The sequence below is a fragment of the Desulfonatronospira thiodismutans ASO3-1 genome (assembly GCF_000174435.1).
Lineage (GTDB): Bacteria > Desulfobacterota > Desulfovibrionia > Desulfovibrionales > Desulfonatronovibrionaceae > Desulfonatronospira > Desulfonatronospira thiodismutans.
The window spans coordinates 1-25,194 of record NZ_ACJN02000005.1 but is presented as its reverse complement, the minus strand read 5'-3'; the positions used below and the strand labels follow the sequence as shown (position 1 = coordinate 25,194).

Annotated in this window: 31 protein-coding genes; 21 read left to right on the top strand and 10 right to left on the bottom strand. The window is 47.4% G+C overall.

Annotated features, from left to right (window positions below; translation table 11 throughout):
* Positions 1-4 precede the first annotated feature (4 nt).
* A complete protein-coding gene (locus tag DTHIO_RS18915; RefSeq protein ID WP_008871841.1) occupies positions 5-649 on the bottom strand; it encodes an NYN domain-containing protein in 645 nt (214 codons plus the stop codon).
* 309 nt (positions 650-958) lie between these two features.
* Between DTHIO_RS18915 and DTHIO_RS18910 the strand changes: the two genes are divergently transcribed.
* Both DTHIO_RS18910 and DTHIO_RS18905 read left to right on the top strand, forming a co-directional pair.
* Positions 959-1,492: a SapC family protein gene (locus DTHIO_RS18910; RefSeq protein ID WP_008871840.1), complete on the top strand. Its 534-nt coding sequence runs from the start codon at positions 959-961 to the stop codon at positions 1,490-1,492.
* A gap of 80 nt (positions 1,493-1,572) precedes the next feature.
* A complete protein-coding gene (locus DTHIO_RS18905; protein WP_008871839.1) occupies positions 1,573-2,367 on the top strand; it encodes a transposase in 795 nt (264 codons plus the stop codon).
* Between the two features lie 1,874 nt (positions 2,368-4,241).
* Here DTHIO_RS18905 and DTHIO_RS18900 read toward each other — a convergent pair.
* The gene (locus tag DTHIO_RS18900) at positions 4,242-4,832 is read right to left on the bottom strand and encodes a site-specific integrase (RefSeq protein WP_008871838.1); all 591 of its coding nucleotides are present in this window, start codon (positions 4,830-4,832) and stop codon (positions 4,242-4,244) included.
* A 248-nt stretch (positions 4,833-5,080) separates the two neighbouring features.
* Between DTHIO_RS18900 and DTHIO_RS18895 the strand changes: the two genes are divergently transcribed.
* The 8 genes from DTHIO_RS18895 (at position 5,081) to tnpC (DTHIO_RS18860) (ending at position 12,299) form a co-directional block, all read left to right on the top strand.
* Positions 5,081-6,097, top strand: a complete 1,017-nt coding sequence (locus tag DTHIO_RS18895) for an Rpn family recombination-promoting nuclease/putative transposase (RefSeq protein ID WP_008871837.1) — start codon at positions 5,081-5,083, stop codon at positions 6,095-6,097.
* Between the two features lie 79 nt (positions 6,098-6,176).
* A complete protein-coding gene (gene tnpA, locus DTHIO_RS18890) occupies positions 6,177-6,518 on the top strand; it encodes an IS66 family insertion sequence element accessory protein TnpA (RefSeq protein WP_008868404.1) in 342 nt (113 codons plus the stop codon).
* On the top strand, positions 6,515-6,865 hold the full coding sequence (tnpB, locus tag DTHIO_RS18885; RefSeq protein WP_008868369.1) for an IS66 family insertion sequence element accessory protein TnpB: 351 nt from the start codon (positions 6,515-6,517) through the stop codon (positions 6,863-6,865). Before tnpA ends, tnpB (DTHIO_RS18885) begins: the two co-directional genes overlap by 4 nt.
* Before the next feature lie 59 nt (positions 6,866-6,924).
* Entirely contained in the window at positions 6,925-8,481 is a 1,557-nt protein-coding gene (gene tnpC / locus DTHIO_RS18880; RefSeq protein ID WP_008868370.1) for an IS66 family transposase, read from the top strand.
* A 544-nt stretch (positions 8,482-9,025) separates the two neighbouring features.
* Positions 9,026-9,427, top strand: coding sequence for a hypothetical protein (locus DTHIO_RS18875; RefSeq protein ID WP_008871836.1), 402 nt, complete (start codon positions 9,026-9,028; stop codon positions 9,425-9,427).
* On the top strand, positions 9,424-9,786 hold the full coding sequence (gene tnpB, locus DTHIO_RS18870; protein WP_008869371.1) for an IS66 family insertion sequence element accessory protein TnpB: 363 nt from the start codon (positions 9,424-9,426) through the stop codon (positions 9,784-9,786). Before DTHIO_RS18875 ends, tnpB (DTHIO_RS18870) begins: the two co-directional genes overlap by 4 nt.
* Before the next feature lie 45 nt (positions 9,787-9,831).
* Positions 9,832-10,710: a Druantia anti-phage system protein DruA gene (locus DTHIO_RS18865; RefSeq protein ID WP_008871835.1), complete on the top strand. Its 879-nt coding sequence runs from the start codon at positions 9,832-9,834 to the stop codon at positions 10,708-10,710.
* Positions 10,707-12,299, top strand: a complete 1,593-nt coding sequence (gene tnpC, locus DTHIO_RS18860) for an IS66 family transposase (protein ID WP_008870863.1) — start codon at positions 10,707-10,709, stop codon at positions 12,297-12,299. Before DTHIO_RS18865 ends, tnpC (DTHIO_RS18860) begins: the two co-directional genes overlap by 4 nt.
* 763 nt (positions 12,300-13,062) lie before the next feature.
* Here the strand turns inward: tnpC (DTHIO_RS18860) and DTHIO_RS18855 are convergent.
* Positions 13,063-13,593, bottom strand: a complete 531-nt coding sequence (locus tag DTHIO_RS18855; RefSeq protein WP_050775254.1) for a site-specific integrase — start codon at positions 13,591-13,593, stop codon at positions 13,063-13,065.
* Positions 13,594-13,878: 285 nt separating this feature from the next.
* Here DTHIO_RS18855 and DTHIO_RS18850 point away from each other — a divergent pair, with 285 nt between their 5' ends.
* From DTHIO_RS18850 to DTHIO_RS23055, 4 genes are all read left to right on the top strand, one after another.
* Positions 13,879-14,814, top strand: coding sequence for a transposase (locus tag DTHIO_RS18850; RefSeq protein WP_008871834.1), 936 nt, complete (start codon positions 13,879-13,881; stop codon positions 14,812-14,814).
* Positions 14,815-14,904: 90 nt separating this feature from the next.
* On the top strand, positions 14,905-15,216 hold the full coding sequence (locus tag DTHIO_RS18845) for a type II toxin-antitoxin system RelE/ParE family toxin (RefSeq protein WP_008871833.1): 312 nt from the start codon (positions 14,905-14,907) through the stop codon (positions 15,214-15,216).
* Between the two features lie 2 nt (positions 15,217-15,218).
* Complete coding sequence (gene nadS, locus DTHIO_RS18840) at positions 15,219-15,506, top strand: NadS family protein (RefSeq protein ID WP_008871832.1); 288 nt, start codon at positions 15,219-15,221, stop codon at positions 15,504-15,506.
* Positions 15,507-15,670: 164 nt separating this feature from the next.
* Positions 15,671-15,853, top strand: coding sequence for a glutamine amidotransferase-related protein (locus tag DTHIO_RS23055; RefSeq protein ID WP_353740058.1), 183 nt, complete (start codon positions 15,671-15,673; stop codon positions 15,851-15,853).
* Between the two features lie 260 nt (positions 15,854-16,113).
* Here DTHIO_RS23055 and DTHIO_RS18835 read toward each other — a convergent pair whose 3' ends face one another.
* The 5 genes from DTHIO_RS18835 to DTHIO_RS18815 form a co-directional block, all read right to left on the bottom strand.
* On the bottom strand, positions 16,114-16,521 hold the full coding sequence (locus DTHIO_RS18835; protein WP_008871831.1) for a putative toxin-antitoxin system toxin component, PIN family: 408 nt from the start codon (positions 16,519-16,521) through the stop codon (positions 16,114-16,116).
* Complete coding sequence (locus DTHIO_RS18830; RefSeq protein WP_008871830.1) at positions 16,521-16,748, bottom strand: AbrB/MazE/SpoVT family DNA-binding domain-containing protein; 228 nt, start codon at positions 16,746-16,748, stop codon at positions 16,521-16,523. Before DTHIO_RS18830 ends, DTHIO_RS18835 begins: the two co-directional genes overlap by 1 nt.
* A gap of 676 nt (positions 16,749-17,424) precedes the next feature.
* Positions 17,425-17,706 carry a helix-turn-helix domain-containing protein gene (locus tag DTHIO_RS18825; protein WP_008871829.1) on the bottom strand — a complete coding sequence of 94 codons (282 nt, stop codon included), beginning with the start codon at positions 17,704-17,706 and terminating at the stop codon, positions 17,425-17,427.
* The gene (locus DTHIO_RS18820) at positions 17,699-18,019 is read right to left on the bottom strand and encodes a type II toxin-antitoxin system RelE/ParE family toxin (RefSeq protein ID WP_008871828.1); all 321 of its coding nucleotides are present in this window, start codon (positions 18,017-18,019) and stop codon (positions 17,699-17,701) included. The genes DTHIO_RS18825 and DTHIO_RS18820 overlap by 8 nt, the downstream gene beginning before the upstream one ends.
* A gap of 373 nt (positions 18,020-18,392) precedes the next feature.
* Positions 18,393-18,632 carry a helix-turn-helix domain-containing protein gene (locus DTHIO_RS18815; protein WP_008871827.1) on the bottom strand — a complete coding sequence of 80 codons (240 nt, stop codon included), beginning with the start codon at positions 18,630-18,632 and terminating at the stop codon, positions 18,393-18,395.
* 144 nt (positions 18,633-18,776) lie between these two features.
* Between DTHIO_RS18815 and DTHIO_RS18810 the strand changes: the two genes are divergently transcribed.
* The 4 genes from DTHIO_RS18810 to DTHIO_RS18790 all read left to right on the top strand — a co-directional run bounded on the left by DTHIO_RS18810 (position 18,777) and on the right by DTHIO_RS18790 (position 22,560).
* Complete coding sequence (locus tag DTHIO_RS18810; protein ID WP_008871826.1) at positions 18,777-19,961, top strand: tyrosine-type recombinase/integrase; 1,185 nt, start codon at positions 18,777-18,779, stop codon at positions 19,959-19,961.
* Positions 19,962-20,306: 345 nt separating this feature from the next.
* Positions 20,307-20,672: a hypothetical protein gene (locus DTHIO_RS18805; protein ID WP_008871825.1), complete on the top strand. Its 366-nt coding sequence runs from the start codon at positions 20,307-20,309 to the stop codon at positions 20,670-20,672.
* A gap of 76 nt (positions 20,673-20,748) precedes the next feature.
* On the top strand, positions 20,749-21,435 hold the full coding sequence (locus tag DTHIO_RS18800) for a hypothetical protein (RefSeq protein ID WP_144311580.1): 687 nt from the start codon (positions 20,749-20,751) through the stop codon (positions 21,433-21,435).
* Between the two features lie 495 nt (positions 21,436-21,930).
* On the top strand, positions 21,931-22,560 hold the full coding sequence (locus DTHIO_RS18790; RefSeq protein WP_008871822.1) for a hypothetical protein: 630 nt from the start codon (positions 21,931-21,933) through the stop codon (positions 22,558-22,560).
* A 510-nt stretch (positions 22,561-23,070) separates the two neighbouring features.
* Here DTHIO_RS18790 and DTHIO_RS18785 read toward each other — a convergent pair.
* Positions 23,071-23,385 carry a hypothetical protein gene (locus tag DTHIO_RS18785; protein ID WP_244156413.1) on the bottom strand — a complete coding sequence of 105 codons (315 nt, stop codon included), beginning with the start codon at positions 23,383-23,385 and terminating at the stop codon, positions 23,071-23,073.
* Between the two features lie 209 nt (positions 23,386-23,594).
* A complete protein-coding gene (locus tag DTHIO_RS22775; RefSeq protein ID WP_008869520.1) occupies positions 23,595-23,717 on the bottom strand; it encodes a hypothetical protein in 123 nt (40 codons plus the stop codon).
* Between the two features lie 178 nt (positions 23,718-23,895).
* On the opposite strand from DTHIO_RS22775, the gene DTHIO_RS18780 reads away from it, so the two are divergent.
* The 3 genes from DTHIO_RS18780 to DTHIO_RS18770 form a co-directional block, all read left to right on the top strand.
* Entirely contained in the window at positions 23,896-24,216 is a 321-nt protein-coding gene (locus DTHIO_RS18780) for a hypothetical protein (protein ID WP_008870505.1), read from the top strand.
* Positions 24,217-24,318: 102 nt separating this feature from the next.
* Positions 24,319-24,615 carry a CHC2 zinc finger domain-containing protein gene (locus tag DTHIO_RS18775; RefSeq protein WP_008869518.1) on the top strand — a complete coding sequence of 99 codons (297 nt, stop codon included), beginning with the start codon at positions 24,319-24,321 and terminating at the stop codon, positions 24,613-24,615.
* A gap of 5 nt (positions 24,616-24,620) precedes the next feature.
* On the top strand, positions 24,621-25,194 hold a 574-nt coding region (locus tag DTHIO_RS18770), incomplete at its 3' end, for a site-specific integrase (protein ID WP_008871821.1).

The window sequence follows — 25,194 nt, the reverse complement described above, 5'->3', positions numbered from 1 at the left end:
CTGGTCACCAGGAGGCGGGCTTAAAAATCTTTGAAGAGTTCTGCAAGATATATGGGTTGGGCAATTGATGTTTCGAATACTGTTTTGGCTTGATGGTTATTGACCCAGAACAAAGCTTGGCCAGTTCATTGTTTTTGCGAAAAGCGGGGAAGGCGAAAAAAGTGTGCTTTGCCGGAAATAGTTTTATTGCCAAACGAACAGCAGGGGCCAGATCCGTGTCGCCACTGACCAAGATGGCTACATCGCATTCATCTTTGATAAATATTTCCTGTAATTTCAAGGCAATTGAAACATCAGTTTCCTTTTCTTCGTATTTGGGAATAGTCTTATTGCAGAATGGACAGTCAATTGCCTTATACTTGAACCTATTTATTTCCACCTTGACTCCGGTATCTTCAAGACAAGCCACTAATGACTTATGCCGCTGCACCATGTCCGGGTCATTTAAATGATAAGCATAAGCTGAAAAATAGTAGATATTTTCCAGTTCAAGCTTGTCAGCTTTCGGTTTGAAATTGTGGATCATTGAGATACAAAGGCTTTTCAGGTCAAGCCACTTGGTAGATGCCTTAAGTTGCTTGCCTGCTTTTCGGACGGAATGATACAAATTAAAGCCGTCCACAAGGTATGTGATTTTCTTGGTGGGCATAAGAATAAAAAAACCCGCCGGATCGCAACCCGACGGGGGCCAAGGTTTGACCCTTGGGGATGATTAGAAATCAATTTAATGTCTTTTCATATGCTTGTCAAGATCTATCTTGTCGGCAAAACTCCCTGGACCGATGCTGTTTATGGCATTGGAAAGGAGTGAATAGGTTCTTGTTAATCTCTGAAAGAATGTATAGTATTTGCAGCAAATGAATACCAAGCCGGTTCGCTGCCCACCAAAGCTTCTGGGCTGTTTTCATCCTGAAATTTCAACAGCATAGATTAAAATCACCTTTTTATTGGAGTCAGTATGCCCAACTGGATCGCACTTTCCCCCTCTCAACATGCAAATAAGCACTACCTTCCCCGCCAGGGCTACTCCTTTGCCGCAGACCAGCAGGCAGTCCCCATCCTCCTCGCAGAATTGTCCAAACTGCTCCCCCACTACCCTCTGGCCTTCATCCAGCAGGAAAACACATACCAGCCAGTAGCCCTGACCGGCCTGGGAGGCGGCCAGAACCTGTATGTAAACCATGACGGCAAATGGCTGGCTACCTATGTCCCAGCCTTCCTACGTTCCCATCCTTTCCGCCTGCTCACTGCTGAGAACAAGCAGCAGGTGCTGTGCATTCAGGAGGACCACCTTGTGGACGATTCCCAGGGACAGCCGCTGTTTGATCAGGAAGGCAATCTGACCAAACCTGTGCAGGACACATTGAATTTCCTCAATGAGTGCGAGAAGAACAGGCGAGTTACCCTGGCTGCCTGTGCTGCCCTGGATAATGGCTTGGGTTTGTGGGTTTGTCTGGGTTTGGGGTCGGACCTAATCAAGTCATTGAGTTGATTGTATAAATTGCCTCTGCAGGGTCTAAAATTGGCCTTAGAATGCCCTTTTTAATAATCAAAAACCAGTTGTAAGCAAATATGCCCAGAGCCAACAGATATTTTTTGCCTGATCATGTGTGGCATATAACCCATAGATGCCATAAAAAGGAATTCCTGCTGAAATTTGCCAAGGACCGATCAACTTGGATTAAATGGTTATTTGAAGCGAAAAAGAGATACGGGCTACAGGTATTGAACTATACGGTTACCTCGAATCATATTCACTTGCTGGTACACGGCCATGAAGACAAAGATGTTATACCCAGGTCCTTACAATTGGTGGCTGGCAGAACCGGCCAGGAATACAATCAAAGAAAAAAGCGGAAAGGTGCTTTCTGGGAAGACAGGTATCACGCTACAGCAGTGGATGTTGATGAGCACCTTGTTCGATGTCTGGTTTACATAGATATGAATATGGTCAGGGCCAGAGTGGTTAAGCATCCCAAAGAGTGGAGCCATGGGGGATACCCTGAAATAGTCAAGCCGCAGCAAAGATACCGGATTATCAGCAGGGATCTTTTGAAAAGACTGCTGGATATAGACGATGATTTATCCAAGGTATACTCTGGATGGGTCCAGGCAGCAGTAGATGAGCGTACTCCCAGGCAACCAGGCTGGACTGAAAGTGTTGCCGTGGGCTGTAAGGTTTTTGTAGAAAAGATCAAGGAATTGCTCGGCGGAAAAGCTTGCGGCCGCAGGGTTCATGAAGTAGGCAAGACCGGATCATATGCACTGAAAGAACCTGTATCGGCTTACAATGATGTTTTTGGGGGTGAAATGGGGCTTCTAAGGTCTGAAAACAGGCTGTTTTGGGACATTTATCCTGATATTTAAGTATGATGGTTAGGTCCGACCCCAAACCAAACCGACCCCAAACCATAAGTGAGATTTCAGTTCCGACTAAGTTGTCCTTGACCAATTTCGGTGGAGACGTCAGCTGAGGACAGCAATGTCTTAGCTCAACTCTGCCATAGGAATTATAGAAAGACACAATGCCTTTATCGACATCCTCAATTATGCTTACATCGTCATTTGCCAGCGCGCTCAAATCTTTTAGCTTATCTTGATCAACAACAATATCAAGATTGATTGGAGGGTTTTGGAAGTCAGAAAAATCCACATCCACAAACACTCTTTCTTCATGAATGTATTGAAAAATAGTGCTACTATTAATGGATAGTTCGAATCTCGTGGTTACAGAAGTACACAGCATAATAAGTATCTGTATAAGCCTTTGTAGATATATCTGCTTTATTGTTGTTTCCATTGTTGTGCTCCTTTAAAGTAGATAAGCCTGTCCTGTCTGAACCATACAGGCCATTTTTTATTAATCAGGGCTTGAAAATAAGGCGAATAAGTACGCAATTGTCCCTGAAAATGTTAGCAGTACATAAACCATTGCCGAGGGCATGGCAGTACTGGCTAAGATGCCGAAAAAAGCTAATTGTCTTGCAACACGCTTAGCGGCCAAAAAGCATAGCTTGATCCAGAAAATAGGACGCAGAAGTGCCTTATGGCCAAACGGAGTACAAGACGTGCGCAAAGCACAGAAGTAGAAACACGTGGATTAAGTAGATACAGCTGTTCCAACAGCTAATAGGGTAGGTAAAATGGCAAGACAAAAACAGTATTTCTCTGCCGGGGAGGCAGGTATAGTAGATTCAATTTTTTAAAGTATACTTGGCTTACCAACCTGTTCGCGGTTACTTCATAAGCATCACCTCCAAAAAAAGATTTTCGAAAAAAGTAGAATTCATCATGTGGTTAGTAGGTTTGCCGGCTGCAGACTACTCTGAGCAAGCTCTAACTACACTATAAATTGGGTCGGGCGGGGTGTCAAGGACTGACCAGGATTTTTTTTTCATTTTTTTGATATTGGCCTCGTATACCGTTGCGGAGTCTGCCTCAGCTTGAAAAAATGTGATCTCATCGATCCCGCTCACGTCCGGCTCTTGGCCATGAAAGTAGGCGTCATGACTTGTAAGCAGGTCCTCGTGTTGACTGCTGCACCAGGCGCCTTGGGACTGCAAACTTCTCGTCTGTAATTTTGAATTTGTGCAGGGAAACTGCGGAAACCCTCCTGGTCCTGCTCCGAATGCTTACTATCGCTTCTGAATACAGAGTAGGAAAGTTTTTTGCTGGCGACAAGTCTGGGGCAGGCTCAGCATTCTTTCTACCCAGCTATCACCGGCTTTACTCTCTGTACCCGGGCTGGGTTTTCGCCAGATCACACATCCTGCTTAGTAGGCCCAACACCTTCGACCATCAGGAAGGCCCAATAATCTTTGTTTAGGCCCTCCAGGGTTCGGACATGCATTCTGGCCATTTCAGAGTAAACAGCATTTCGTTATGGCAGGTTGACGCCCATGACCAGATATTTTCTGGAAGCAAGGAATTTGGGTGAACATCTCTCAAGGAAATATTCAACACCCGGGCAGATGTTAAATTGGATCAGATTTTATACTCCCCGTTGCCTGAGCGGCAAAACAGGTTCTAATATTGTGTCGGGTAAATTAGTGAAAAAAACAATAATGACTTATAATTTACAAAAATAATACATGATGGTTCTGTCTGGCGTTTATGATACTTTAAAAATTGATCTGTAACTCGTGCTGAATCTGCCGCTGTCAAAAAAGTACTTCTTAATTTAATATGTTAATCATATAATTGTGCAGTCAAATAATAGTCAAAACAAAATGTTATGAGATTTATATGTCGTTCATCAGGATGTTGTTGACCTCTTTATTCTCGATGCCCAGGTAGCGCATGGTAGTTGTCGGAGAGGAGTGATTAAATCTCTTGCACAAGATTTCAAATCCAACCCCGTAATGGACCCGCTGGATATAACCAAATGTTTTTCTGAGAGTATGTGTTCCATAATTCCCTGTCAAATTAATTTGTTTGCACCACTTCTTGATAACCTGGTTGGCATAGCTGACTGTTATGGGACTTGACTTATCTCTCTGGCTGCGGAAAAGGTATTCATCCGGGCCCGGCTTATACTCTAAGTAATTTCGTAAGGCCTTATGGGTGCTCTTGTTGATCAGTAAAATGTTTTCCTTCCCTGTCTTTTGTTCAATTACGCGGTGAACGTCTCCAACTTTTAGGTTTTGAATATCCCTGACTTTTAATTGCAGCAGGTCACCGATCCTTAGCCCATTATTGATGCCCATGGTAAATAAAAGGAGGTTTCTTGGTTCGTTTTGCAACAGGTTTTTTATGGCCCTTATGTCCTCAAGTCTCCTGATTGGTTCCACCTTGGTGCTGGTTCCCTTTCTGGGTTGATTCGGCATGACCATCGCAGCCCTCATATTTTGACGTTTTGCAGGTTCAACTTTTTGCCGATGTCAGTATCAAGAAAAGTGTAATTATTGTCAATAAATTTGATGTAATTTTCTTGCTGTGAAGGTGCTTGTGGGGCGATTTTCAATTAACCTGTTGAAATGATATGAAATATGCCAAAATAAATATCTCAATTTTTTGGCCCAAAGTTGAGATCTTTGTGAAAGTGCTTGCCAACCCGATTCAAAAGGAATATTATACCAGTATGAGCACGACAAATATTCACGACAGCACCATCAAGTACTTTTTGTCGGACCGGCTGAATGCCATCAGCTTATTAAAATCCATGCTTCCTGAAAAAATCGTGAAGCAGCTTAATTTTAATAAGATTTATTACGAGAAGGACTCATATCTGCCCAAGAGCCTGCAGGGTTACTATTCCGACCTGGTTGTCAGCGTGCCGACCAAGTGCGGCTTATATGTAGCCAAGGTATTTTTTCTCCTGGAGCACAAGAGCACCTTCAAGAAGAATACCCCGCTGCAGTTTCTGAGGTATATTCTTGAGTTCTGGGAGCAATACCAGAAAAATACCGGTGAAACCAGATTGCCGGTTATTATCCCGATATTGATAGCTCATCCAGAGGAGGGCTGGAAGCCCACCAAGGTGTCAGACCTGGTAGACCTGCCCTCTGATGATTTCAAAATTTTCGTTCCTGATTTTAACTTTTTGTTGTATGATGCGGTAAATGATGACCCGGAAGACTACGATTTTGATGAAACCTTAAAAGCTCTTTTTACCCTCTGGCGGTATTCCGGGTCTCCAGAATTCATGCAAGGGGTCCAAAAAGCCTTTCAATTGATAAAGAAGGTTGATCCCAAGGCGCGCTTACTTGATTTTGTGCAAATGATTTTGCACTACCTGGAGGTAACCAGGGACGAAAAGGAATATATTGATATAAAAAAGATTGCCGAAACCGAGATAGACGAAGGGGAGGAATATATGGGAACCATAGCTGAAATGTTTAGAAGAGAAGGGGATGAGAGGACGGAACAGAGGTTTTTACAAGAAAAACCTATATGGGAGAAGCAAAGTGAACTTAAAGCAACCCAAGAAACCCTTATAGATGTAGCTGGAGACTTCCATGGCCCTTTACCGAATTCTCTCCAGGATAAAATCAAATCTATAGACTCCATCGATAGCCTGCGGACCTTAACCAGGAAGTTTTACAAAACCCAGTCCCTGGAAGAATTCACCGAGCTCGTAAATCGGGCAGCACAATAACGTAAGCGTCCATTTAACCCCATCTTTTTTTCTCCGCCTGATGTGCTAATGGTCTCCCAAATACCAAGGAGGGGCCGTTATGCAAACCAAGTCACAGAAGTACACGCCTGAGGAGCGGGCCGGATTCTGGTCCGCGCATATCAACAAGTGGAGGCAGGGCAGCCTGACCAAGGCCGAATACTGCCGCAGGGCAGAACTGTCCAAGCATGCCTTCTATTACTGGTGCAAAAAGCTTGGGCACACCAATTCCAGGAAAACCCAGGAGGAAAATGCCATCGTGCCGGTGCCCCTGAAGGTTGTCCAGGAGAAAACCCATACGCCTCTGCGCCTGATGGTCAATAGTTACCAAGTGGATATCCCGGGTGATTTCCAGCAGGAAGTACTGGCCAAGCTTGTCCGTACTCTGGAGGAGATCACGTGATCGCGGTAAGTCAGGCCAAGGTGTATCTGGTCACCGGACATACCGACATGCGCAAGGCCATAGACGGGTTGTCCATCATGGTCCAGGCTCAGCTGGAGCATGACCCCTTTTCCGGTCATCTGTTTGTCTTCTGCAACAGGCAGCGAACCATCATCAAGATCCTGTACTGGGACACAAACGGTTTTTGCCTGTGGCAAAAGCGCCTGGAGAAGCAAAGCTTCAAGTGGCCTGCATCAAAGCAGGAAGTTATGGAGCTTGATGCGAGGCAGCTTGTTTGGCTTTTAGACGGTCTGGACCCTGTGCAGGTCAGGGGGCACAAAGAGTTAAAATTTTCCACATTATTTTAGATTTTTTTGCAAAAAAAGCTTGCAATTCCAAATGGTTGTGTGTATATGAATACTCAGTTATGGACATCAACAACTTGCCAGATGATAAGGATGCGCTCAAAGATATCGTTGCTGACTACCACCAGCAACTTATCTACCTGCAGGAGAAACTGAACTTCCTGCAAAAAGCCATCTATGGGTCCAAATCCGATAAAAAACCCAAATGCGGCTCCAAAGAGACCTGGCCCATGATGCCTGGCCTTGTTGAGATGGAAACCGAGGTGGAAACGCCCCAGGAAAAAACCATCACCATACCTGAACATTCCCGTAAGAAACGTGGCCGCAAGCCCATCCCCAAGGATCTTCCCAGAAAGGATATAATCCATGACCTCTCTGGGGAGGAAAAGATATGCCCCTGCGGAGTCGAGCTAAGCCCGATAGGTCAGGAAGTAAGCGAAAAACTGGATTATATCCCTGCCAGGCTGATTGTTAATCGCTACATCCGTCTCAAATACGCCTGCAAAAACTGCGAGGGAGCCGAAGATGATCAGGGTGCAGTCAAAATAGCTCCCATGCCGGAACAGCTGATCCCCCAGGGCATAGTGACTCCAGGTCTTATGGCTCATATCATCACAGCCAAGTTTGTGGACGGCCTACCCTTTTATCGCCAGTGCAAGCAGCTTTTAAGGCTGGGCATTGATATCTCCCGTTCCACCATGGTCTCCTGGGCCATGCATGCGGCCAGGGTCTGCGAGCCTTTCCTGGATCTGTTCAAAAAGGAGATCATGCTCGGATTCCAGGTGGGCATAGACGAGACCCCGGTACAGGTACTTGATGAACCGGGCCGGTCCAACACTTCCAAGTCATATATGTGGGTTTTCCTTGGCGGCCATCCTGAAAATCCCACTGTCCTTTATGATTATCATCCCACGCGAAGCGGTCTGGCCCTGGATTTCCTCCAGGACTATCAAGGTTATATTCAAAGTGACGGCTATGCAGTCTACAACGACCTGGGCGACAAGCCGGGCATATTCCATGTAGGATGCCTGGCCCATGTCCGGCGCAAGTTTATGGATGTGGTCAAACTCTCCAAGAAACAAAAGCACAAGGGCGGAACCGCCCAGGAAATCCTGAACCTTATCGCCAAGCTATATATCCTGGAACAGTCCTTTGAAACCAGAAAGCTAAAGCCCGACCGGATACAGGAAGAACGTCAGGAAAAAAGTATACCCATACTAAACCAGATAAAAACTCTGCTGGACGAAAGAAGTAAAACCACCCCGGACAAAAGCAAACTGGGCACGGCCATAAATTATGCCCTGAACCAGTGGGACAGAGTGGTGCGCTATACACTGGATGGCCGGCTGCGGCCTGACAATAATCTGGTGGAAAACGCCATCAGACCCTTCGCCCTGGGACGCAAGAACTGGCTTTTTGCCGGACATCCCAATGGAGCCAAGGCAGGCGCTATGTACTTCTCCCTGGTGGAGACAGCCAAAAAGAACGGCCTGGAGCCTTACGCATACTTACGCCACCTGTTTGAAAACTTGCCCCTGGCCAAGACCGAGCAGGATCTGAAGGCCCTTATGCCTCAGTACATAGATCCGGAAGTCCTGCCTTCCCCCACTGCCTGCTGATCCCAACCATCATACCCCTGGCCTGCTGCATATCCAGTGGGCCAGGGAATACTACCAACGATACCCGCCCATGGATAGGTGTACCCGTTTGGACGCTTACACAATAACACCAATAAACTTTTCCCATCCATATAAGGTCACACTGTCATGGTGTGACCTTTTTTTGTCCATCCAAATAATCTTCCTGAATCGATTTTTTGCCGATTCCAAAAAAATCTTATTACGTTTTCCATTCCTGATGCTGACGACACAGTTTGGCCGGTGATTGGAACGGCGATGGAAATGTACAGATCGCACTGTATGACCAAACCAACTCAAACTTTTATTTCCAGGATGGTTCAGATACAATCAGCTTTGGCAACACAGGTAAAGCTGATGACGGCGATTACCAGGCACTGGCCGGAGATTGGAACGGTGATGGAGATGTACAGGTCGCACTGTACGACGAAAGCAACTCAACCTTTTGTGTCTTTCCGGCAAGCCTGCGTGAAAAATTTGAGGGCCTGGGGTACTATCGGTTACCAAACCATAAGGAGGACAACCGATGCTACAGCAATCAGCCCCAGCCACCCGGCCAGGCCTTGAAGAAGTCAAGAGACAGTTCGAGCACTGGCGGGAAACCAGACACACACGATCTCCGATTCCCAACCACCTATGGGCCAGTGCAGTCAGCCTTGCTCAGGATTATTCCATCTGCAAAATAGCAAAGGTCTTGCACCTCAATCACAGCCACCTCAAAAAGCGGGTCCTGGCCGAGCAGGCTCAAGAGTCCCTACAGCCAGGTCCTTCCTTTGTTGAATTTGAACTCACGTCATCTTTGCCTTGCACCGAATATCACCTGGAGACCGAAGCTCGAGATGGATCAAAGCTCAAAATGCAGCTTAAAGGTCCAGACCTGCCTAATCCCCTTGAGATCCTCTCGGCTTTCTGGAGCAAAGGGGCATGATTCAGCTCACTCCCCAGATGCGCATCCTTGTAGCTGTGGAGCCTGTTGATTTCAGAAAAGGGATCGACGGGCTGACAAAAATCTGCCGGCAGAGGATCAAATCAGATCCCTTTTCAGGCTGTGTCTTTGTCTTTTGCAACAAAAAGAAAACAGCCATCAAGATAATCACCTACGATGGTCAAGGCTTCTGGCTGTGCCAGAAGCGATTATCCCAAGGCACGTTTCAGTGGTGGCCTGATAAAAGCCAGAGCGGCATTTGTCCTCTGGCAGTCCATGAGCTGCAGCTTTTGATCTGGAACGGCAATCCTCAAAATGCGCAGGTTGCACCACAATGGAGAAAAATTCTCACGGAATTTTAACTTAGGGGCTTGCGTTCCTATCCGTTTTCCTCTATATTCCCTCCCATGCAAACGATACTGAGATACAGGGGCAGGGACATCACAGAAGAAGATGTCCGGTTCATCAGACAGCTCATTTTCGAGCATCCTGGAGACAGCCGGTGGGCCTTGTCCAAAAAGCTCTGCACAGCATGGAACTGGGTCCAGCAAAACGGCCAACTCAAGGACATGGTCTGCAGGGGGCTCATGCTGGCCCTGCACAGACAGGGGCACATAATTCTTCCGCCGGCACAAAAAGTAACTGCCACTGGGTACAATCGCAAAGAACCAGTCTCGGTTCAGGTGGATCAAACCCCACTTACATCTTCACTCAAGGACATCACCCCTCTTGAGTTTCGACAGGTGCGCAAGACACCTTTTGAGAGCCTGTTTTCCAGCCTCCTCAAGGAGCATCATTATCTGGGCTACACCCAGCCTGTGGGCGAGCACCTCAAGTACCTGGTCTTTGCAAACAAGCAGCCCATAGCCTGTCTTTCCTGGTCTTCAGCTCCAAGGCATATCGGCGTCCGGGACAATTTCATCGGCTGGACCCAAAAAGACAGGGAAAAGAATCTCTTTCTTATTGCCTACAACAGCAGGTTCCTCATCCTGCCCTGGATCCAGGTCTCCTGCTTGGCCTCCCATATCCTGGCCCAAATGACCAAGATTGTGCAAAGGGACTGGGAGAGCATCTACAAGCATCCGATATATTACCTGGAAACCTTTGTTGATCAAGAGCGCTTCAAAGGAACCTGTTATTTTGCAGCCAACTGGCTCTATCTCGGGCAGACTACAGGCCGGGGCAAAAACGACCACACAGGCAAAGCAAACCGTTCACTCAAGGCTGTCCTGGGCTATCCCCTGACCCGAGACTTTCGGAAGCGATTGCGGGGGCTCAACCGGTGAAAAAGAAAGTCCAATCCATCGATCTGGACCAAGAGCAGATCGACGCCCTTTTACAGCGCGCATCAAAAAACGAGCTGGAAGAGACAGATCTGGATATCATCAAAGCCTTGGTCCAAGCCATCCAGCTTTTGCATCAGGCTGTGGACGATAAAGCTGCCTCCATCAAGCGTCTCCTGCGCACGATCTTTGGCGCTTCTTCAGAGACAAAAAAGAAACTGTTCCAGGAGGATGACCAGCAAAACAAGGACCAGAAGAGTAGTCAAGATCCTGTACAAAAGCCTCCTGATGAAAAACCACCCAAGGGACACGGCCGAAACGGAAAAGACGACTATACCGGGGCTGCAAAATGCATATACCCTCACCAAACCCTGAAGCCGGGCGATATCTGCCCCTTGTGCGGTCAAGGAAAAGTCTATCCCATAAAACCGAAGTTCCGCATTCGGATTACAGCCACAGCTCCACTTACAGCCAAGATCCATGAGCTTAAGAGCCTTCGCTGTAACTGCTGTCTCGAGGTGTTCACCGCAGATCCTCCAGAAGACATTGGAGAAAAAAAATACGACGAACCTGCCCGGAGCATGATCGCCATCTTGAAGTACGGGAGCGGGTTTCCTTTTCATCGCTTGGAAAAGCTCCAGGAATCTCTGGGCATACCCCTGCCGGCCGCAACACAATGGGATCTGGTCGAACAAACTGGAACACAGCTTCTTCCTGTGTATGATGAACTCATCCGCCAAGCGGCTCAAGGTGAGGTCGTGCATAACGACGACACCAACATGAAAATCCAGCAGCTTATCAAGGAGAACAAGGAAGCCGGGCCGAAAAGAAAAGGCATGTTCACCACCGGGATTGTCTCTGTACTTCAGGGACGCCATATTGCTCTCTTTGCCACCGGCAGACAGCATGCGGGGGAGAATCTGGAGGAGATTCTCAAAAAAAGAGACCACAACCTGCCCCCGCCAATACACATGTGTGATGCCCTGGCCCGAAACATTCCCAAGGGCTTACAGATCATTTTAGCCAATTGCCTGACCCATGGCAGACGCAACTTTGTCGATATCCTGGACAATTTCCCTGATGAGTGCCGGTATGTCATTGAACAGCTGGCTATTGTCTATAAAAATGATGACATGGCCAAAAAGCAGGAGATGTCTGCTCAAGAACGGCTTGTATGGCATCAACAGGAAAGCGCACCGGTTATGAGCGAACTCAAGTCCTGGGCCTGGGCCCAGCTGGAGGAGAAAAAAGTAGAGCCCAATTCAGGATTGGGCAAAGCCCTGGCTTACATGCAAAAACACTGGGATCCTCTGACTCTTTTTTTGAGAGAACCAGGTGCTCCCCTGGACAACAATATCTGCGAACGTGCCCTGAAAAAAGCCATCCAGCACCGGAAGAATTCTTTATTTTACCGCACCCTGCGCGGGGCCAGGATCGGCGATCTGTTCATGAGCTTCATTCATACCTGTCAGCTTAACAAAGTGAACTCCTTTGACTACCTGACCCAGCTTCAGAAAAACATAGAAGAGGCCCTCGCGGCTCCACAAAAATGGATGCCCTGGAACTATCGAGAAAACCTCCCCAACGAATAATCTCCTCCACGCCAAGCCAGCGCAATATCAGCAGACCCTCCTCCTGGACCTTGAGTCATGGAGGAGGTGTCTCAACTTGTGCTGTGATAACCGAAAATTGACCAGCCCCTGAACTGGCCCTCCAAGCAAAGCCTACGCCAGCTGCCGTGAAATTTATCTGCTTACGCACGTCTGCCGAAAGTACACCACCAATTGTAAGGACCTGGGTATAACTGACCGTGTACCAGCAAGTGAATATGGTTCGAGGTGACCGTGTAATTCAATACCTGTAGCCCGTATCTCTTTTTGGCTTCAAATAACCATTTAACCCATGTGCTACGGTCCTTGGCGAACTTCAACAAAAATTCCTTTTTGTGGCATCTATGGGTAATATGCCACACATGATCAGGCAAAAAATATCTGTTGGCTCTGGGCATATTTGCTTACAACTGGTTTTTGAGCATTAAAAAGGGCATTCTAAGGCAAATTTTGGGCTCTGTAAAGGCCATTTATTCAATCAATTTAGAACTTTAATTAGGTCCGACCCCAAACCCCGGTCACATCACCCCTTTTAAAAGCATCACTGTAGTCACCCACCAAACCAGCCCACCGACACCTTCACTCGGCTTTCTGTAAGGCACTGAAATACCACATCCCTTTAGTGTCACTCATTACTGCACATTGGACTGACCCAGCATATACCGACCACCAAAATTGGTGCAAAGCATGATGCATGGCTCAACAAAGCCCTAACACTCGATTTTTTGACCCAGCATATACTCACTCAGCGAATCAGTTTTGAGACGATTTCAGTGGCTTCCTGGAGTGTATCCTTCGTCAGATGTGCATACCTTTGAGTAGTTGATATGTCGGCGTGTCCTAATAGTTTTTGCACCTCGTAGAGACTCCGGCCTGAATTTACCAGGAAGGATGCATACGAATGCCGCAGATCGTGTATCCGCACATCAGGCAGACCAGCCTTAAGCCTGATACGGTCCCAGGTCCCATGCATGTGCTTCATGGGCAGACCTGTATCAGGATTAGGAAACACATAGTCGGAACCATTGCCAGCTCTGCGTTTCAGGATTTTCATAGCTCCCTGGGATAAAGGAATTATCTTGCGGCACTTGGCTTTATTGCGTTCAGGGGGCAGGGTCCAGATATGTTCCTCCATATCCACCTCGGACCAGGGCAGGTGGGCTACTTCAGACTTTCTGGCTCCGGTTAATATCAGGAATTCAATAACGTCTGGCACTACCGGGCTTTTGCAGTTCTTGATCTCAGCCAGGAGCCTCTCCAGTTCATCAATAGACAAAAACCGCTCCTTAGCCCCGTTATCAGTTTAGAAACATTTTTGGTGGGGGCAACTCAAAGGGCAACTCAAAGAACCTGTCCCTTATGTTGCGAGTTCTCGTAACAGGCTGATATGCATGTAAATAAACCGGATTTGGCGGGGTCTTCATATCTTCATGGATACCAGGGGGATATGAAGACATGCAGCATAATGAGAAGAAGGGGACAGTCTCTTCTTGCGTTTTATTTCAGCTTATGCTATCCATTCTTCCAACAGCTCAACCACCAGCCTTAAAGGAGGTAATTCATGCCCCGCATAGCCCGTTTTATCCGTAATGACCGCCAAACCGTCTACCATGTCATATCACGTACTGCCCTGCCCGGCCTGCCCATCAAGGATACTGACAAGGATTATCTGCTGGGGCTTATCAAAAGACTGAGCAGGCTTTACTTTGTTGACGTGCTTGGGTTTGCGGTCATGGGTAACCATTTCCACCTAGTGGCCCGGATGCACCCTGAGGATGAAATTTCCAACTCAGACATCATCAAGAGATGGCAGGACTATTATGGTGACAAGGTCGAGATGCCTACTGACCGGATGGCTGAGGTCAAGAAGAGGCTTTGCAGCCTTGGGGCCTATGTGAAGGACATCAAGCAGAACTTTACCAGGTATTACAACAAAAAGCACAGGCGGAAGGGATTTTTCTGGGGTGGCCGGTTTAAGAGTATGATTGTACAGGAAGGCAGTACTCTGGTGAACCTGCTTGCTTATGTAGACTTAAACCCTATCCGTGCCGGTATTGTTAAGAAACCGGAGAATTACCGCTGGAGTTCACTTGGTTATCATACCCAGACAGGTAATAAAGACGGTCTGCTGGATATTGATTTCGGGCTCAAGGAATGGAACGAGCTGGACCCCAAAGAGATTGTCCGCAAGTACAGGCAGTTCGTCTATGAAACAGGCGCAGTGGATGCGGGCAAAGGCAAGACCATTGAAAAAAAAGTTGTGGAGAAGGCCAGGAAAAAGGGCTACAAGATCTCCCGTGTAGAGCGCTTCAGGTACAGATGCCGGTATTTTACCGATTCCGGGGTTATCGGCGGGAAGGACTTTGTGCAGGAGGTATTTGATCAGGTCAAACACCTGCTGGGGTCCAAGGATGAGCGGAAATTTACGCCCGTAGGCGGGGTGGAGGGTTTGTATTCTATGAAGCGATTGGGAGCTGGATGCGATAGACAAATATAGCCACCCTGGTATGATTAAGGATTGAAAAACATCGGTTAAGGTACAACAATCTGACTTGACCTCTCCGCCAAAGGCGGATAGAATCTTTTTATGGTATTCATAGAAACTCCTACTTTTACTCAAATGATCACCGAATTTATGCACGATGAAGAATACTTGGGACTACAAAATCTCTTATCGGAGAATCCAGAAAGAGGCGATCTCATCAAGGGCGGGGGCGGACTCAGAAAAATCCGCTATGCACTGCAAGGACGGGGGAAAAGCGGAGGCATTAGGGTGATTTACTATTGGATGAAAGATAGAAATCATATTTATTTTCTTGTCGCATATCCAAAAAGCAGAAAAGACACCTTGTCCTCAAAGGAATTGGCTGTCTTACGTAAACTTGTGAAGGAGCTATGATTATGGAACAACAATTATTCGATGATCTGGTAAGCAGTCTTAAAGAAGCTAAAAAAATTTCCCATGGCGAATCTCAGCCTTCACGCCGTTTTGAAGTAAGCTCAACTGATGTCAAATCCCTGCGCGAGAGAGTCGGGCTGTCACAAAGTGAATTTGCCCGGTTGATGCGAGTCAGCGTGAAAACTTTGCAAAACTGGGAACAACATAGACGTAAGCCGTCCGGACCAGCTGCTGCATTACTTACAATAGTATCCAAAGCCCCGGATGTAGCCCTAAAATCTCTGGAATAACACCCATGAAAACGGCCCTTATAACCGGCATTACCGGCCAGAGGAGCCAACTGTGACATTATGTTGCCAGTATCCTGCTATACACAGATTTACCCCGCCTGCTTTTTTCATCCGGTTTTTAAGCTTTAAAAAAAGAAGCCAACAGGTTGATTAGTTGACTTTTAATCAGATATGCCCTGGAAAATGAGCTTCCAATGTTTGGAGTGTGCCGGGGTCTGCAGATCATGGCTCACTATTTTGGATATAAGGTTACTGCCTGCACTGGTCATGCAGGTACAAGGCATGAAGTAAGTATTGATGGGGAAGACACCATGCAATTTGGGGTCGGACCAAGCAGATTGCAATAAATTCAGTAGGTTAATCTAAAAAACAGGCCATTTTTGGCCCTTAAACGTACTTTTTTGGCCTCAAAAATATGCTTTTAAGGTGCGTATAATGATTTAAAGCTCACTGGTTTCACGCTGGTGGGCTTTTTTGTTTGTGCCTGGCGTGGTATCCTGGGCTTCTTCTTTTTTGCCTTTTTCCAAGCCTTGTTCGGTACGTCAGTACAGTGGACAGTACGTCGCTTATCATTTGGAAATTACAAATGACTTGGTATTTTTAGCACTTAACCACTGAACTTCTGCAAGAAATCGGCTGGATCTAATATGCTTATTGATTTATAAGCCTGTACATCAAGAAGGTGTTTATCTCCTGAAATGATGGTCTTTACCTGCCCGGCAAGGGCACAATGAAGAAACATATCGTCAGCAGGATCATCATGCACAACATGCACCCTGGTCAAAGGCTTCACGATTTCAACATAAGGCAGGATTTCCTGGTAAACCAGATACTCGATTTCCAGGCCGGATAATTGAAACTTGGGATAGGTCAAGACTCGGATATACTCGTCAACTATCTCCCGGGTAACATAGGGGATAATATCCCGTTGCTTCCATAAGGAAACAATCCTGCCAGGCAGCCCTTTAAACAAAAGCCCTGAGACCACAACATTGGTATCTACAACAACATCCATTACCTGGATCTGGACCAGTTGATGGCATCCTGAACAGTTTCCGCTCCCAGACCCAGCTTTTCCATCTTGGAGCGGATTGTTTCCAGATCGGCTTCATAAGTCTGCACTGGCTTTAACAGCAGTGCTCCGTCATGGTATTGGACATCCAGATATTTTGTACCTTGCAGCTTGTCCGCATACTTTTTGGGGATGGTGATCTGATTTTTCGAGGTAACTTTGACCAGCATACTATCAGCTCCTCCTGTGTAAGAATTCCTTTTTGTAAGGATATAAGAAAAAAATACCCGCGTCAACTGTATTTTTTTGTAGTTAGTAGTCGGTGGACAGTGAAGGAGGTCGCTTGGGGTCGGACCGAGCAGATTGCAATAAATTCAGTAGTTTAATTCAAAATATGGGCCATTTTTGGCCCTTAAAAGCACTTTTTTGGCCCCAAAAACATGCTTTTAAGGTGCGTGAGGGAGGAGGAATGGAAGAACCGGGACATTATGTTGCCAGTTTACCCTGTTGAACACGGCTGTGCCGTAGACCTTCGGTCTGTTCAACTGGGTTTAGTTATGTTGCCTGTATCCCGCTATACCCCGCCTGTCTTTAGTATTTACGTACCCTGCATACCCCGCCCTTGTGGGGGCACTCTCAAAGGTGGCGTAGACTGGAGTCAAAGTATGGACCAGTGCGGCATTACTTTGATGGACTTGGTAGCATTAAAATGAGGGTACAAGCCGCCTAAATCCGAAGAATCAGAGTTTTTTTGGGGTTTTCTCATTGTAATTTTGCTGATAGTCGCTTTTATTATTTGGCGTATTTTCCTATAGACCCCCAAGAACAGCCCTCACGCCCTCACACAGAGCTTCCAGCCTTTAATCCGACCCTTGGGCTCGTCTTTTTACCTTCAGGGCTTGAGGCTCAACCCTCAAGCGAGATCTTGACCTTGCTCCCGGTAGCCCAGGCGTATTTCTGAAGGCTCCTAAGGCTTGGCATAGTACCACCGGATTCCAGCCTGGCAACAGTAGACTGTGTGGTTCCCATCTTATCTGCCACCTGTTGCTGAGTCATTCCCGCCCGCACTCTGGCCCGGATCAGTTCCCGGACAAACTGGAACTCTTCTTCCATGCGGGCATATTCAAGGGCGTACCCGGGATCACGATCAAGCATCTCCCTGTGTTTTTCTTCTATGCTCTTACCCATTGTCTATCTCCCTGGCTCGCTCAAAGGCGATTTTGAGTTCCTTTTTCGGTAATTTATTTGATTTTTTGACAAAGCACCGCAAGATTACCACCTTACGCCCGGTTGCAGAGATATACAAGCACCTTCCGTGTGATGCTCTGATCTCCCAGATCTTGTCCTGCACATGGCGGATATAAGGCATACCTAAACCGGCAGGACCAAACTCTACGATGAGCTTGGATATCTGAACCGCTTTAGCCCTCACCTGTGGAGGAAGGTTGTCAAACTCTGCTTCCACGGAGTCGTTGAGAAATTCCACAGTCCATTTGCTCATAGATACTGTGTATAGCAAAGCTGCTATAATGTCAACAGGTTGGACCTTAATTCGTTGTTAATAGGATGTAGACCGGTCTTTTCACTCTCACACCCTCAAGAATAGCCCTCACAGCCTTTCACAGAGCTTCCAGCCTTTTATCCGACCCTTACCTCATCTTTTGCTATCTAAGGCCGTTATTTGGCCTTGTGTGGATTCAAAAATTAAGCCTTCTTCGGTTATAAGTCTGAAACAGACTAAAACAAGGAGGTTTAATTATGCCCAAGGTACATCTAAAACAATCTTTCGTTGAGAACTCTGTTGTATCCATTTCCACACCAATTTGCCTATCTCTAAATCCGTCTTTTTCAAGAGCTCTAGCAAAAGCAGGACTTCAAAAAAGCTGACCAGTAGAGCGTAAGTAAACTCCCACTTTATGCTCTTCGTTGATAAAAACTACGCCTGCCTGTTCCAGGGTATATTCCAAAGCCTTCAGAGTACTCATTCTTGGATCGCATTCCTCACTTTCCACCCTGTTGACCGCCCGCAGGGATACTCCTGACTTTTTCGACAGGTCTTTTTGCGACCATCTAAGTAGTCCTCTAGCGGCTCGGATCTGGGCTGGAGTAATCATGGTTCTCTTTTAGTTGTTTGGTATAGATATCTTGTCAAGTATGCCTATGACCATTTAGTGTCAATTGTGACTTTTTTTATGCTTGATTGATCGTTAAAAGTGTCATATAGTGGCCATATTCTTTATTGAGAAAAGGAGGTCACCATGCCCAAAATCCATCTAACCCCCTCATTCGTCTCCAACCCACCCAGGGTCAGGAACAAGGCCAAGGTTGACTATTTTGATTCGGACGTTCCCGGCTTTATTATGGAGGTACGCAGCACTGGCAAGTCCACTTATTACCAGAGATACAGGGACAAGTTCGGTCGCCTCAAACAGGCCAGGATAGCTCCGGTTGATTCCATCACTTTGGAAGAAGCCAGACAAAAAGCCAAGCAGATCAGGTCCCAGACCACAATGGGGTTTGATCCCAGGGATGAAGCCGAGAAAAACCGCAATACACCGACTTTCAAGGAATTCATCCGGGATCAGTACATCCCCTACATCCAGGTGCACAAGAGGTCCTGGGATCAGGACAGTAAAATGCTTGAACTGCGTGTTCTGCCTCTTTGGGGAAATATGAAGATGTCTGAAATAACCAGGGATGATGTGCAGCAGTTCCAGTCCAACTTTTTGCGGGCAGGCTGCAAACCGGGGACGGTGAACCGCTACATGGCCCTGGTCAAATACATATTCAATCTGGCCGAGAAGTGGGATGTGATAGAGAAGACCCCGGCCCGGCATATCTCCAGGCTTGAGGATAATAACTGCAAGGAACGCTATCTGAGCAGCGAGGAAACAAAGAGGCTCCTGGGTGAGCTTAAAAACTGCAAGAGTCAGGTAGTACCGGACATCATCGAGCTGTTGATCCTAACCGGAGCCAGGAAGTCCGAGGTGGTCAATCTGCCATGGCAGGAACTGGATCTTAAGCAGGGTCTGTGGACAATTCCCCCGGAAAGAAACAAGGCCAAGACCAGGAAGACGATACCCCTGTCCCAGGGAGCCCTGAGGATTCTGGAGAAAAGAAAGCATAACGGCTCAGAGTACGTTTTCCCCAACCCCAAAACAGGAGGGCCTATAAAGCATTTCCATAATACATGGGACCGGGTACGCAAGAATGCAGGCATCCCGGATGTACGCATTCATGACCTGCGGCACAACTTTGCAAGTCTATTGGTAAACTCCGGCAGAAGCCTGTACGAGGTGCAAAAGCTGTTGGGTCATTCAAACATATCCACGACACAAAGATATGCGCATTTGACACAAGATACTCTACGAGATGCCACGGAACTGGCTTGGTCCAGCATCCAGAATGGACAGGGTGAGAGTGGTTCAGGGCAAAAAAGCTGATACTCAAACCCGTTGTCTGGTGGGATATAAGGTGGATGAATTTGGCACTTAAGCTTCTGATATAAATGGAAAAGTTTTGACACTGCAGCCTGATGACTGGTGGGATATATGCAGGTGAAAATTTTGCTGATGGGTTTTTGTTCTGGTGGGTTGTGTAAATCCAGGCGGTTAAGGCGGCTTAAGTGAGAGTGACCAGAGCATTTTGGAGGCCTCACCCACCAATAGGTCGGCTGTTAACAGATGTTACCACCTGATAACGACTGATAACGCTGCTTACAGGTCTGAAACTGGGTGTTAATGGTAACATAATCGCAAAAGTATCAAAAAATACAGGTTGGTGACAATATGGGCAAGGAAAAGCTTGTTACACTCCTCGAAATGGCGGAAGAAATTGATGTCAATTACAGAACATTGATTTCTTGTAAGCGAGAATTGTCAGAATTCGTATTCGGCACATCTGAAGGCAGGCTGATGAAGTATGCCCCTGAATATACAGACTTTTTTGTGTTGATTTTTGCACTTAAAGATCAAGGGTACACCGTGGATCAGATCCGCATGATGCTAAACGGTGACATCCCTGATAACATAGATAACAAACTGATTGAGTGGGTAACTATCTGGAAAAATAGGATTAAAGCAGCATATTTGCAGATGGATGGATTAACGGATGGTTGGATGGATGGATTAAGGGATGAAGGGATTAACGGATGATCGGATTAAGGGATTAACGGATGAAGGGATGGATGGATCAGTGGATGGAGGGATGACTGGATTAAGGGATGATTCAATGGATGGAGTATTGGATGACGGGATGGATGGATTAAAGGATGAACCAGGTGAGAAAGGTATTCAAGGTTCTAATCTTTCAGAATCCCAGCTCCTTAAGCTAAAAGACGAACTCCAACAGGAGCTGCAGGCTACCTTGCCCAGCCAAGCTGAACTTGTAGTCCAGGAAAAAAACAAGACCCTGGCCGATGCTCTGGAGGACACCCTTTTAAAGCTTACTGCGGAAATAAACGGCTCCATGGTACAGGTATACAAAGCAATCACCCAGATTCAGCAGGTAATGAAGAATCTGGAGGAAAGGCTGGGGCAGTTGGAAAATGATTTGGGGGCTGATCCAGCTGAAGGGGTTGAGCTGAGCGACCTGGACCTTGAGAAAATGCAGGTCAGCCATCCATCGATCAATATTGCAGATGCTGAGTCAATCCCGGAGGAAGCACAAGAACCTGCGCCCCTGGACGACTATGCTTATGCAGACCTGGAGTTTGTAAGAAACAGCATCCATAACGGCAAGCCGGACAAAGCAGCCGTAACCCAGTGGATCAGATCTGAGAAGGAGAAAGACCCGGGGATAACCTACGTAGAGCTGGCCAAGAGACTGAAGGATGCCAAAATCCCGACTTTAAGCGGCAGGGATGAGTGGACCAGGGCGCTTGTGAGGAACCTGGCAGTTAAGGGTAAAGGGGTGTGAAAAATCCCGATCTGGATGGCTGGGTGAAGCGCTCCAGGTGCGGGGCCCAGGTCAAGATCACCAGGTAGCTGCTCTCAGGCATTCGGGATGAGCAGGCTTATCCGCTCTGCGGTCCGGGTTTGTCAAATGGGGTTGCCCCTGCCTTATTGGCTATCTTCAAACCTTTGTATCCAATTCTTCCTCCTGTGCCCAGTCACTGCTGGATTTGCCTGATCTTCTATTCCTATTGCCCCCGCGATGGCAGAGCCAGGGATGCAATATGCTGGACAAGACGGCAGTGAATCTTCTGAAGGCTACGAAGACCATGCTCCAGAAAAGCAAGAGGTGCCCGACTTCTAAACAGTCAGAATGAATCCGGTTCATTTGACCTCCTTGATAGTCCTTCGACCCGGAGGGCTTATTTTATGCCGGTCTATTCCTGCATGTCTGTCTTGATCTTGAAAGCCAGTATGAACTTTGTGTAAGGTGTGCAGACAAAAAACATTGGAGGCGGTTATGACCAAGCGATCAAAGGCACTTTGCAATAAAGCGTATCTGGTGCCCACCCTGCCTGTTTTCATGGCCATACTGGCTGTTATGCTAAGCACAACCGTGGCCAATGCCCAGAGAGCCCCCGAAGACCTGCTTAACCAGAACACCTACACGGAAGAGTCCTACAGCATCGAGACCTACAACTTTGCGGAAACCGGGGGCAACGCCTATTTCATGCTTCAGGTGAAAAACCCCCGCTACGAGCACTTTCAACTGGAGTTCGATATGTCCCACTCCATAATCTCCATGCTCCCAGCCTCGGAGATAATGCCCGGAAGCAAGGACAAGGCCGCATGGGAACTAATCAAGGATGGTGGGGTTCTGGTGGCCGAGGAGGTCCTGCCCCCGGTTCTCTCGGCTGCGGAGATCATGGACGAGTTCTTTGAGGAGCTTGACCGACGCCGGGATGTGGAAGCAGACAATTTCGAGCTGCGAAACATCCCCCAGGGCGATTCCGTTATGTACTTTGTATGGACCAGTGGAGATGATCCACTGAATGTGTGGTACAGTGCAGAGTATGCCAGAAGCGGCGAGGAAACCATAAGCAGAAGCCGGGGCACTGTGCCCATGTCTGCGGACAGAAAGATCCGCTGATGGGTTCACAACTGCTGCTAAAATCTCCAGCCCGGGTGTTTCATCACGCCCGGGCTCTTTTTGTGGATAGCCAGGTCTTTCGATAAATTGCTCTGTCCATTCTGGACACTGCTTTTGTCCACATAATGTGATTTTGGCCCCGAGATCTGAATAGTGAGGCTGAGAGAGAACGGAAGTCCATAGTGAAGTCTCGCCTCTGATGACCAAAATAGCAAATGAACCACCGGAAATCTCAAACAAAATAGTACCCAGCCGCAGCTCAGCAGTGGTAAGGGTTAAGCCCCGAACCGTACACAACAGAGTGCACAACAGAGTGCACAACAGAGTGCTCAACAGAGTGCACACGAAAGAAGAAAGACAAGAAGGGCAATAATGGACAAGAAAGGCAAGAATGGCAAGAAGGGCAAGAATGATCGTCGTCTCCTGACGGAGACTCGTCCTCACCAGTCGGTGAGGACGTGAGCGTGTCTCTTTTCTTTGCTCTTTGGGGGTCGGACCTAACCATCATACTTAAATATCAGGATAAATGTCCCAAAACAGCCTATTTTCAGACCTTAGAAGCCCCATTTCACCCCCAAAAACATCATTGTAAGCCGATACAGGTTCTTTCAGTGCATATGATCCGGTCTTGTCTACTTCATGAACCCTGCGGCCGCAAGCTTTTCCGCCGAGCAATTCCTTGATCTTTTCTACAAAAACCTTACAGCCCACGGCAACACTTTCAGTCCAGCCTGGTTGCCTGGGAGTACGCTCATCTACTGCTGCCTGGACCCATCCAGAGTATACCTTGGATAAATCATCGTCTATATCCAGCAGTCTTTTCAAAAGATCCCTGCTGATAATTCGGTATCTTTGCTGCGGCTTGACTATTTCAGCGCAACATAAGGGACATTATGTTGCGAGTTTAGTTATGTTGCCAGTATCCCGCTATACCCCGCCTGCCTTTAGTATTTTTTTTAACATACCCTGCATACCCCGCCCTGATTGAATGCCCTAAGGGAAGTTTCGGCTCAACAGAATTAATCCACCCCGCCTCACCAGGTATAGACATATACCCCGCCCTTGAGGCAGTTCCCGGAATGTTCAGTGGTCAGACTCCAGTACTCAGCACTGATCCCTGATTTTTTCTTGACCCCGCCTGAATTCTTTTCATTCATTTTTCTTCTTTCCAAAACTACAACCTCTTGGAGTAACTGCTCCTGGAGGTTGTATGTCCAAAAAACGCTGCAGTGAGCCGGTGTCTTTTTCCCCTTACCAAACGTAACCCCGACCAGAAAGTATTGCTCCAAGCCTGATTGCCAGAGAGCGCGCAAGCGCCGGTGGCAAAGAAAGAAAATGCAGGTGGACCAGGCCTACAGGCTCAATAAAAGGGCTTCAGACCAACGCTGGAGTGCCAGGAACCCTGACTACTGGAATAACTACAGGGAAAACAACCCTGACTATACTCGAAGCAACCGGGAAAAACAGCGATATAGAAACCGGCGCAGGAGGGCCATCGAATCCATTTCCAGCGAAATTGCAAAGCTGGACGCGTTATCAGCTGAAAACAGTGACATATCAGGAACTTACGCCATGATTTCTGTCCAGGATCTGCTGATTGCAAAGATGGACGCGAAAATCGTAAAAATCACAGAAGTATCAATGGGTTGCGCATGATTTGGTCCTGATTGCAAAGGTAGGACTCGATAGCCTCCACTGCCGGGGTGGTGATAGGGAAGTCAAATCTTAATCACTGACACTTATCTCGAGGAGGAAATCATGGCCCAAAGATATTCCAGAGAGGAACTGCAGCGGTTGCGAAACAAGGTTTTGGTCAATGACGTTATTGTCCATATCCTGGATATGCCCTCCAAAGTCAGGGACGGATACTTGCGCTTTCTGTGCCCGCTTTGCTCCGAGTTTTTGACCGCCTGTAATCCCAGAACCAACCTGGCCAGGTGTTTTCGTTGCGAAAGAAATTTCAACCCCATTGACCTGGTCATGGTGGTCAAGGGCTTAAATTTCCGGGAGGCAGTGGAGTTTTTGCAGGACATGGAACAAAGGCTGGGCAGGTAGAGGTTATGCTGGACAGGCAGATCCAGGACTACCTGGAATGGATGAACAATGCCGGGTATGCTCCATGGACAATGGCCCAACACAGCCAAATTCTAAACCGGCTGCTGGACTTTGTGGTGCTAAATAGCATCCCCTGGGAGCGTACCTTTGCCCGGGATACCTTGCAGGCATTTAAGGACCATGTCCAGGTTAAGTATGCCGGGTTTGTCCTGCGCGGATTCATGCGCTACCTGCACCAGAATGGCATAATCTGCTTGCCGCCGGGTGCTTTGCCTGAAGGCAGAGGCAGGAGCAAGCTCCAAAGAGCCCAGCTGCCCAGGCTTTATGAAGAGTATCTGCAATTCTACACCCAAACCCGCCAGGTGGGACATGTTCAGATCTACCGGGTCCGGGGGACTCTATCCGCACTTAATGACTACCTGCAAAACCAGGGCATGGAGCTTAAAGACCTGGATGTCTTACATATGGATGCTTTTCTGGCTGAGAGAAACAGGAAATACGCCCCTGAAACCAGAATACATGAACGATCAGGCCTTAGAGGTTTTTTACGCTACCTGTACCTGGAAAGACAAATCCTGA

What these genes read in the sequence shown, in the direction of transcription:
- DTHIO_RS18915 (WP_008871841.1), bottom strand. Translation starts at nt 649, where the DNA reads ATGCCCACCAAGAAAATCACATACCTTGTGGACGGCTTTAATTTGTAT.
- DTHIO_RS18910 (WP_008871840.1), top strand. Translation starts at nt 959, where the DNA reads ATGCCCAACTGGATCGCACTTTCCCCCTCTCAACATGCAAATAAGCAC.
- DTHIO_RS18905 (WP_008871839.1), top strand. Translation starts at nt 1,573, where the DNA reads ATGCCCAGAGCCAACAGATATTTTTTGCCTGATCATGTGTGGCATATA.
- DTHIO_RS18900 (WP_008871838.1), bottom strand. Translation starts at nt 4,832, where the DNA reads ATGGTCATGCCGAATCAACCCAGAAAGGGAACCAGCACCAAGGTGGAA.
- DTHIO_RS18895 (WP_008871837.1), top strand. Translation starts at nt 5,081, where the DNA reads ATGAGCACGACAAATATTCACGACAGCACCATCAAGTACTTTTTGTCG.
- tnpA (WP_008868404.1), top strand. Translation starts at nt 6,177, where the DNA reads ATGCAAACCAAGTCACAGAAGTACACGCCTGAGGAGCGGGCCGGATTC.
- tnpC (WP_008868370.1), top strand. Translation starts at nt 6,925, where the DNA reads ATGGACATCAACAACTTGCCAGATGATAAGGATGCGCTCAAAGATATC.
- DTHIO_RS18875 (WP_008871836.1), top strand. Translation starts at nt 9,026, where the DNA reads ATGCTACAGCAATCAGCCCCAGCCACCCGGCCAGGCCTTGAAGAAGTC.
- tnpB (WP_008869371.1), top strand. Translation starts at nt 9,424, where the DNA reads ATGATTCAGCTCACTCCCCAGATGCGCATCCTTGTAGCTGTGGAGCCT.
- DTHIO_RS18865 (WP_008871835.1), top strand. Translation starts at nt 9,832, where the DNA reads ATGCAAACGATACTGAGATACAGGGGCAGGGACATCACAGAAGAAGAT.
- DTHIO_RS18850 (WP_008871834.1), top strand. Translation starts at nt 13,879, where the DNA reads ATGCCCCGCATAGCCCGTTTTATCCGTAATGACCGCCAAACCGTCTAC.
- DTHIO_RS18845 (WP_008871833.1), top strand. Translation starts at nt 14,905, where the DNA reads ATGGTATTCATAGAAACTCCTACTTTTACTCAAATGATCACCGAATTT.
- nadS (WP_008871832.1), top strand. Translation starts at nt 15,219, where the DNA reads ATGGAACAACAATTATTCGATGATCTGGTAAGCAGTCTTAAAGAAGCT.
- DTHIO_RS18835 (WP_008871831.1), bottom strand. Translation starts at nt 16,521, where the DNA reads ATGGATGTTGTTGTAGATACCAATGTTGTGGTCTCAGGGCTTTTGTTT.
- DTHIO_RS18830 (WP_008871830.1), bottom strand. Translation starts at nt 16,748, where the DNA reads ATGCTGGTCAAAGTTACCTCGAAAAATCAGATCACCATCCCCAAAAAG.
- DTHIO_RS18825 (WP_008871829.1), bottom strand. Translation starts at nt 17,706, where the DNA reads ATGGGTAAGAGCATAGAAGAAAAACACAGGGAGATGCTTGATCGTGAT.
- DTHIO_RS18820 (WP_008871828.1), bottom strand. Translation starts at nt 18,019, where the DNA reads ATGAGCAAATGGACTGTGGAATTTCTCAACGACTCCGTGGAAGCAGAG.
- DTHIO_RS18815 (WP_008871827.1), bottom strand. Translation starts at nt 18,632, where the DNA reads ATGATTACTCCAGCCCAGATCCGAGCCGCTAGAGGACTACTTAGATGG.
- DTHIO_RS18810 (WP_008871826.1), top strand. Translation starts at nt 18,777, where the DNA reads ATGCCCAAAATCCATCTAACCCCCTCATTCGTCTCCAACCCACCCAGG.
- DTHIO_RS18805 (WP_008871825.1), top strand. Translation starts at nt 20,307, where the DNA reads ATGGGCAAGGAAAAGCTTGTTACACTCCTCGAAATGGCGGAAGAAATT.
- DTHIO_RS18800 (WP_144311580.1), top strand. Translation starts at nt 20,749, where the DNA reads ATGGATGGAGTATTGGATGACGGGATGGATGGATTAAAGGATGAACCA.
- DTHIO_RS18790 (WP_008871822.1), top strand. Translation starts at nt 21,931, where the DNA reads ATGACCAAGCGATCAAAGGCACTTTGCAATAAAGCGTATCTGGTGCCC.
- DTHIO_RS22775 (WP_008869520.1), bottom strand. Translation starts at nt 23,717, where the DNA reads ATGAATGAAAAGAATTCAGGCGGGGTCAAGAAAAAATCAGGGATCAGT.
- DTHIO_RS18780 (WP_008870505.1), top strand. Translation starts at nt 23,896, where the DNA reads ATGCAGGTGGACCAGGCCTACAGGCTCAATAAAAGGGCTTCAGACCAA.
- DTHIO_RS18775 (WP_008869518.1), top strand. Translation starts at nt 24,319, where the DNA reads ATGGCCCAAAGATATTCCAGAGAGGAACTGCAGCGGTTGCGAAACAAG.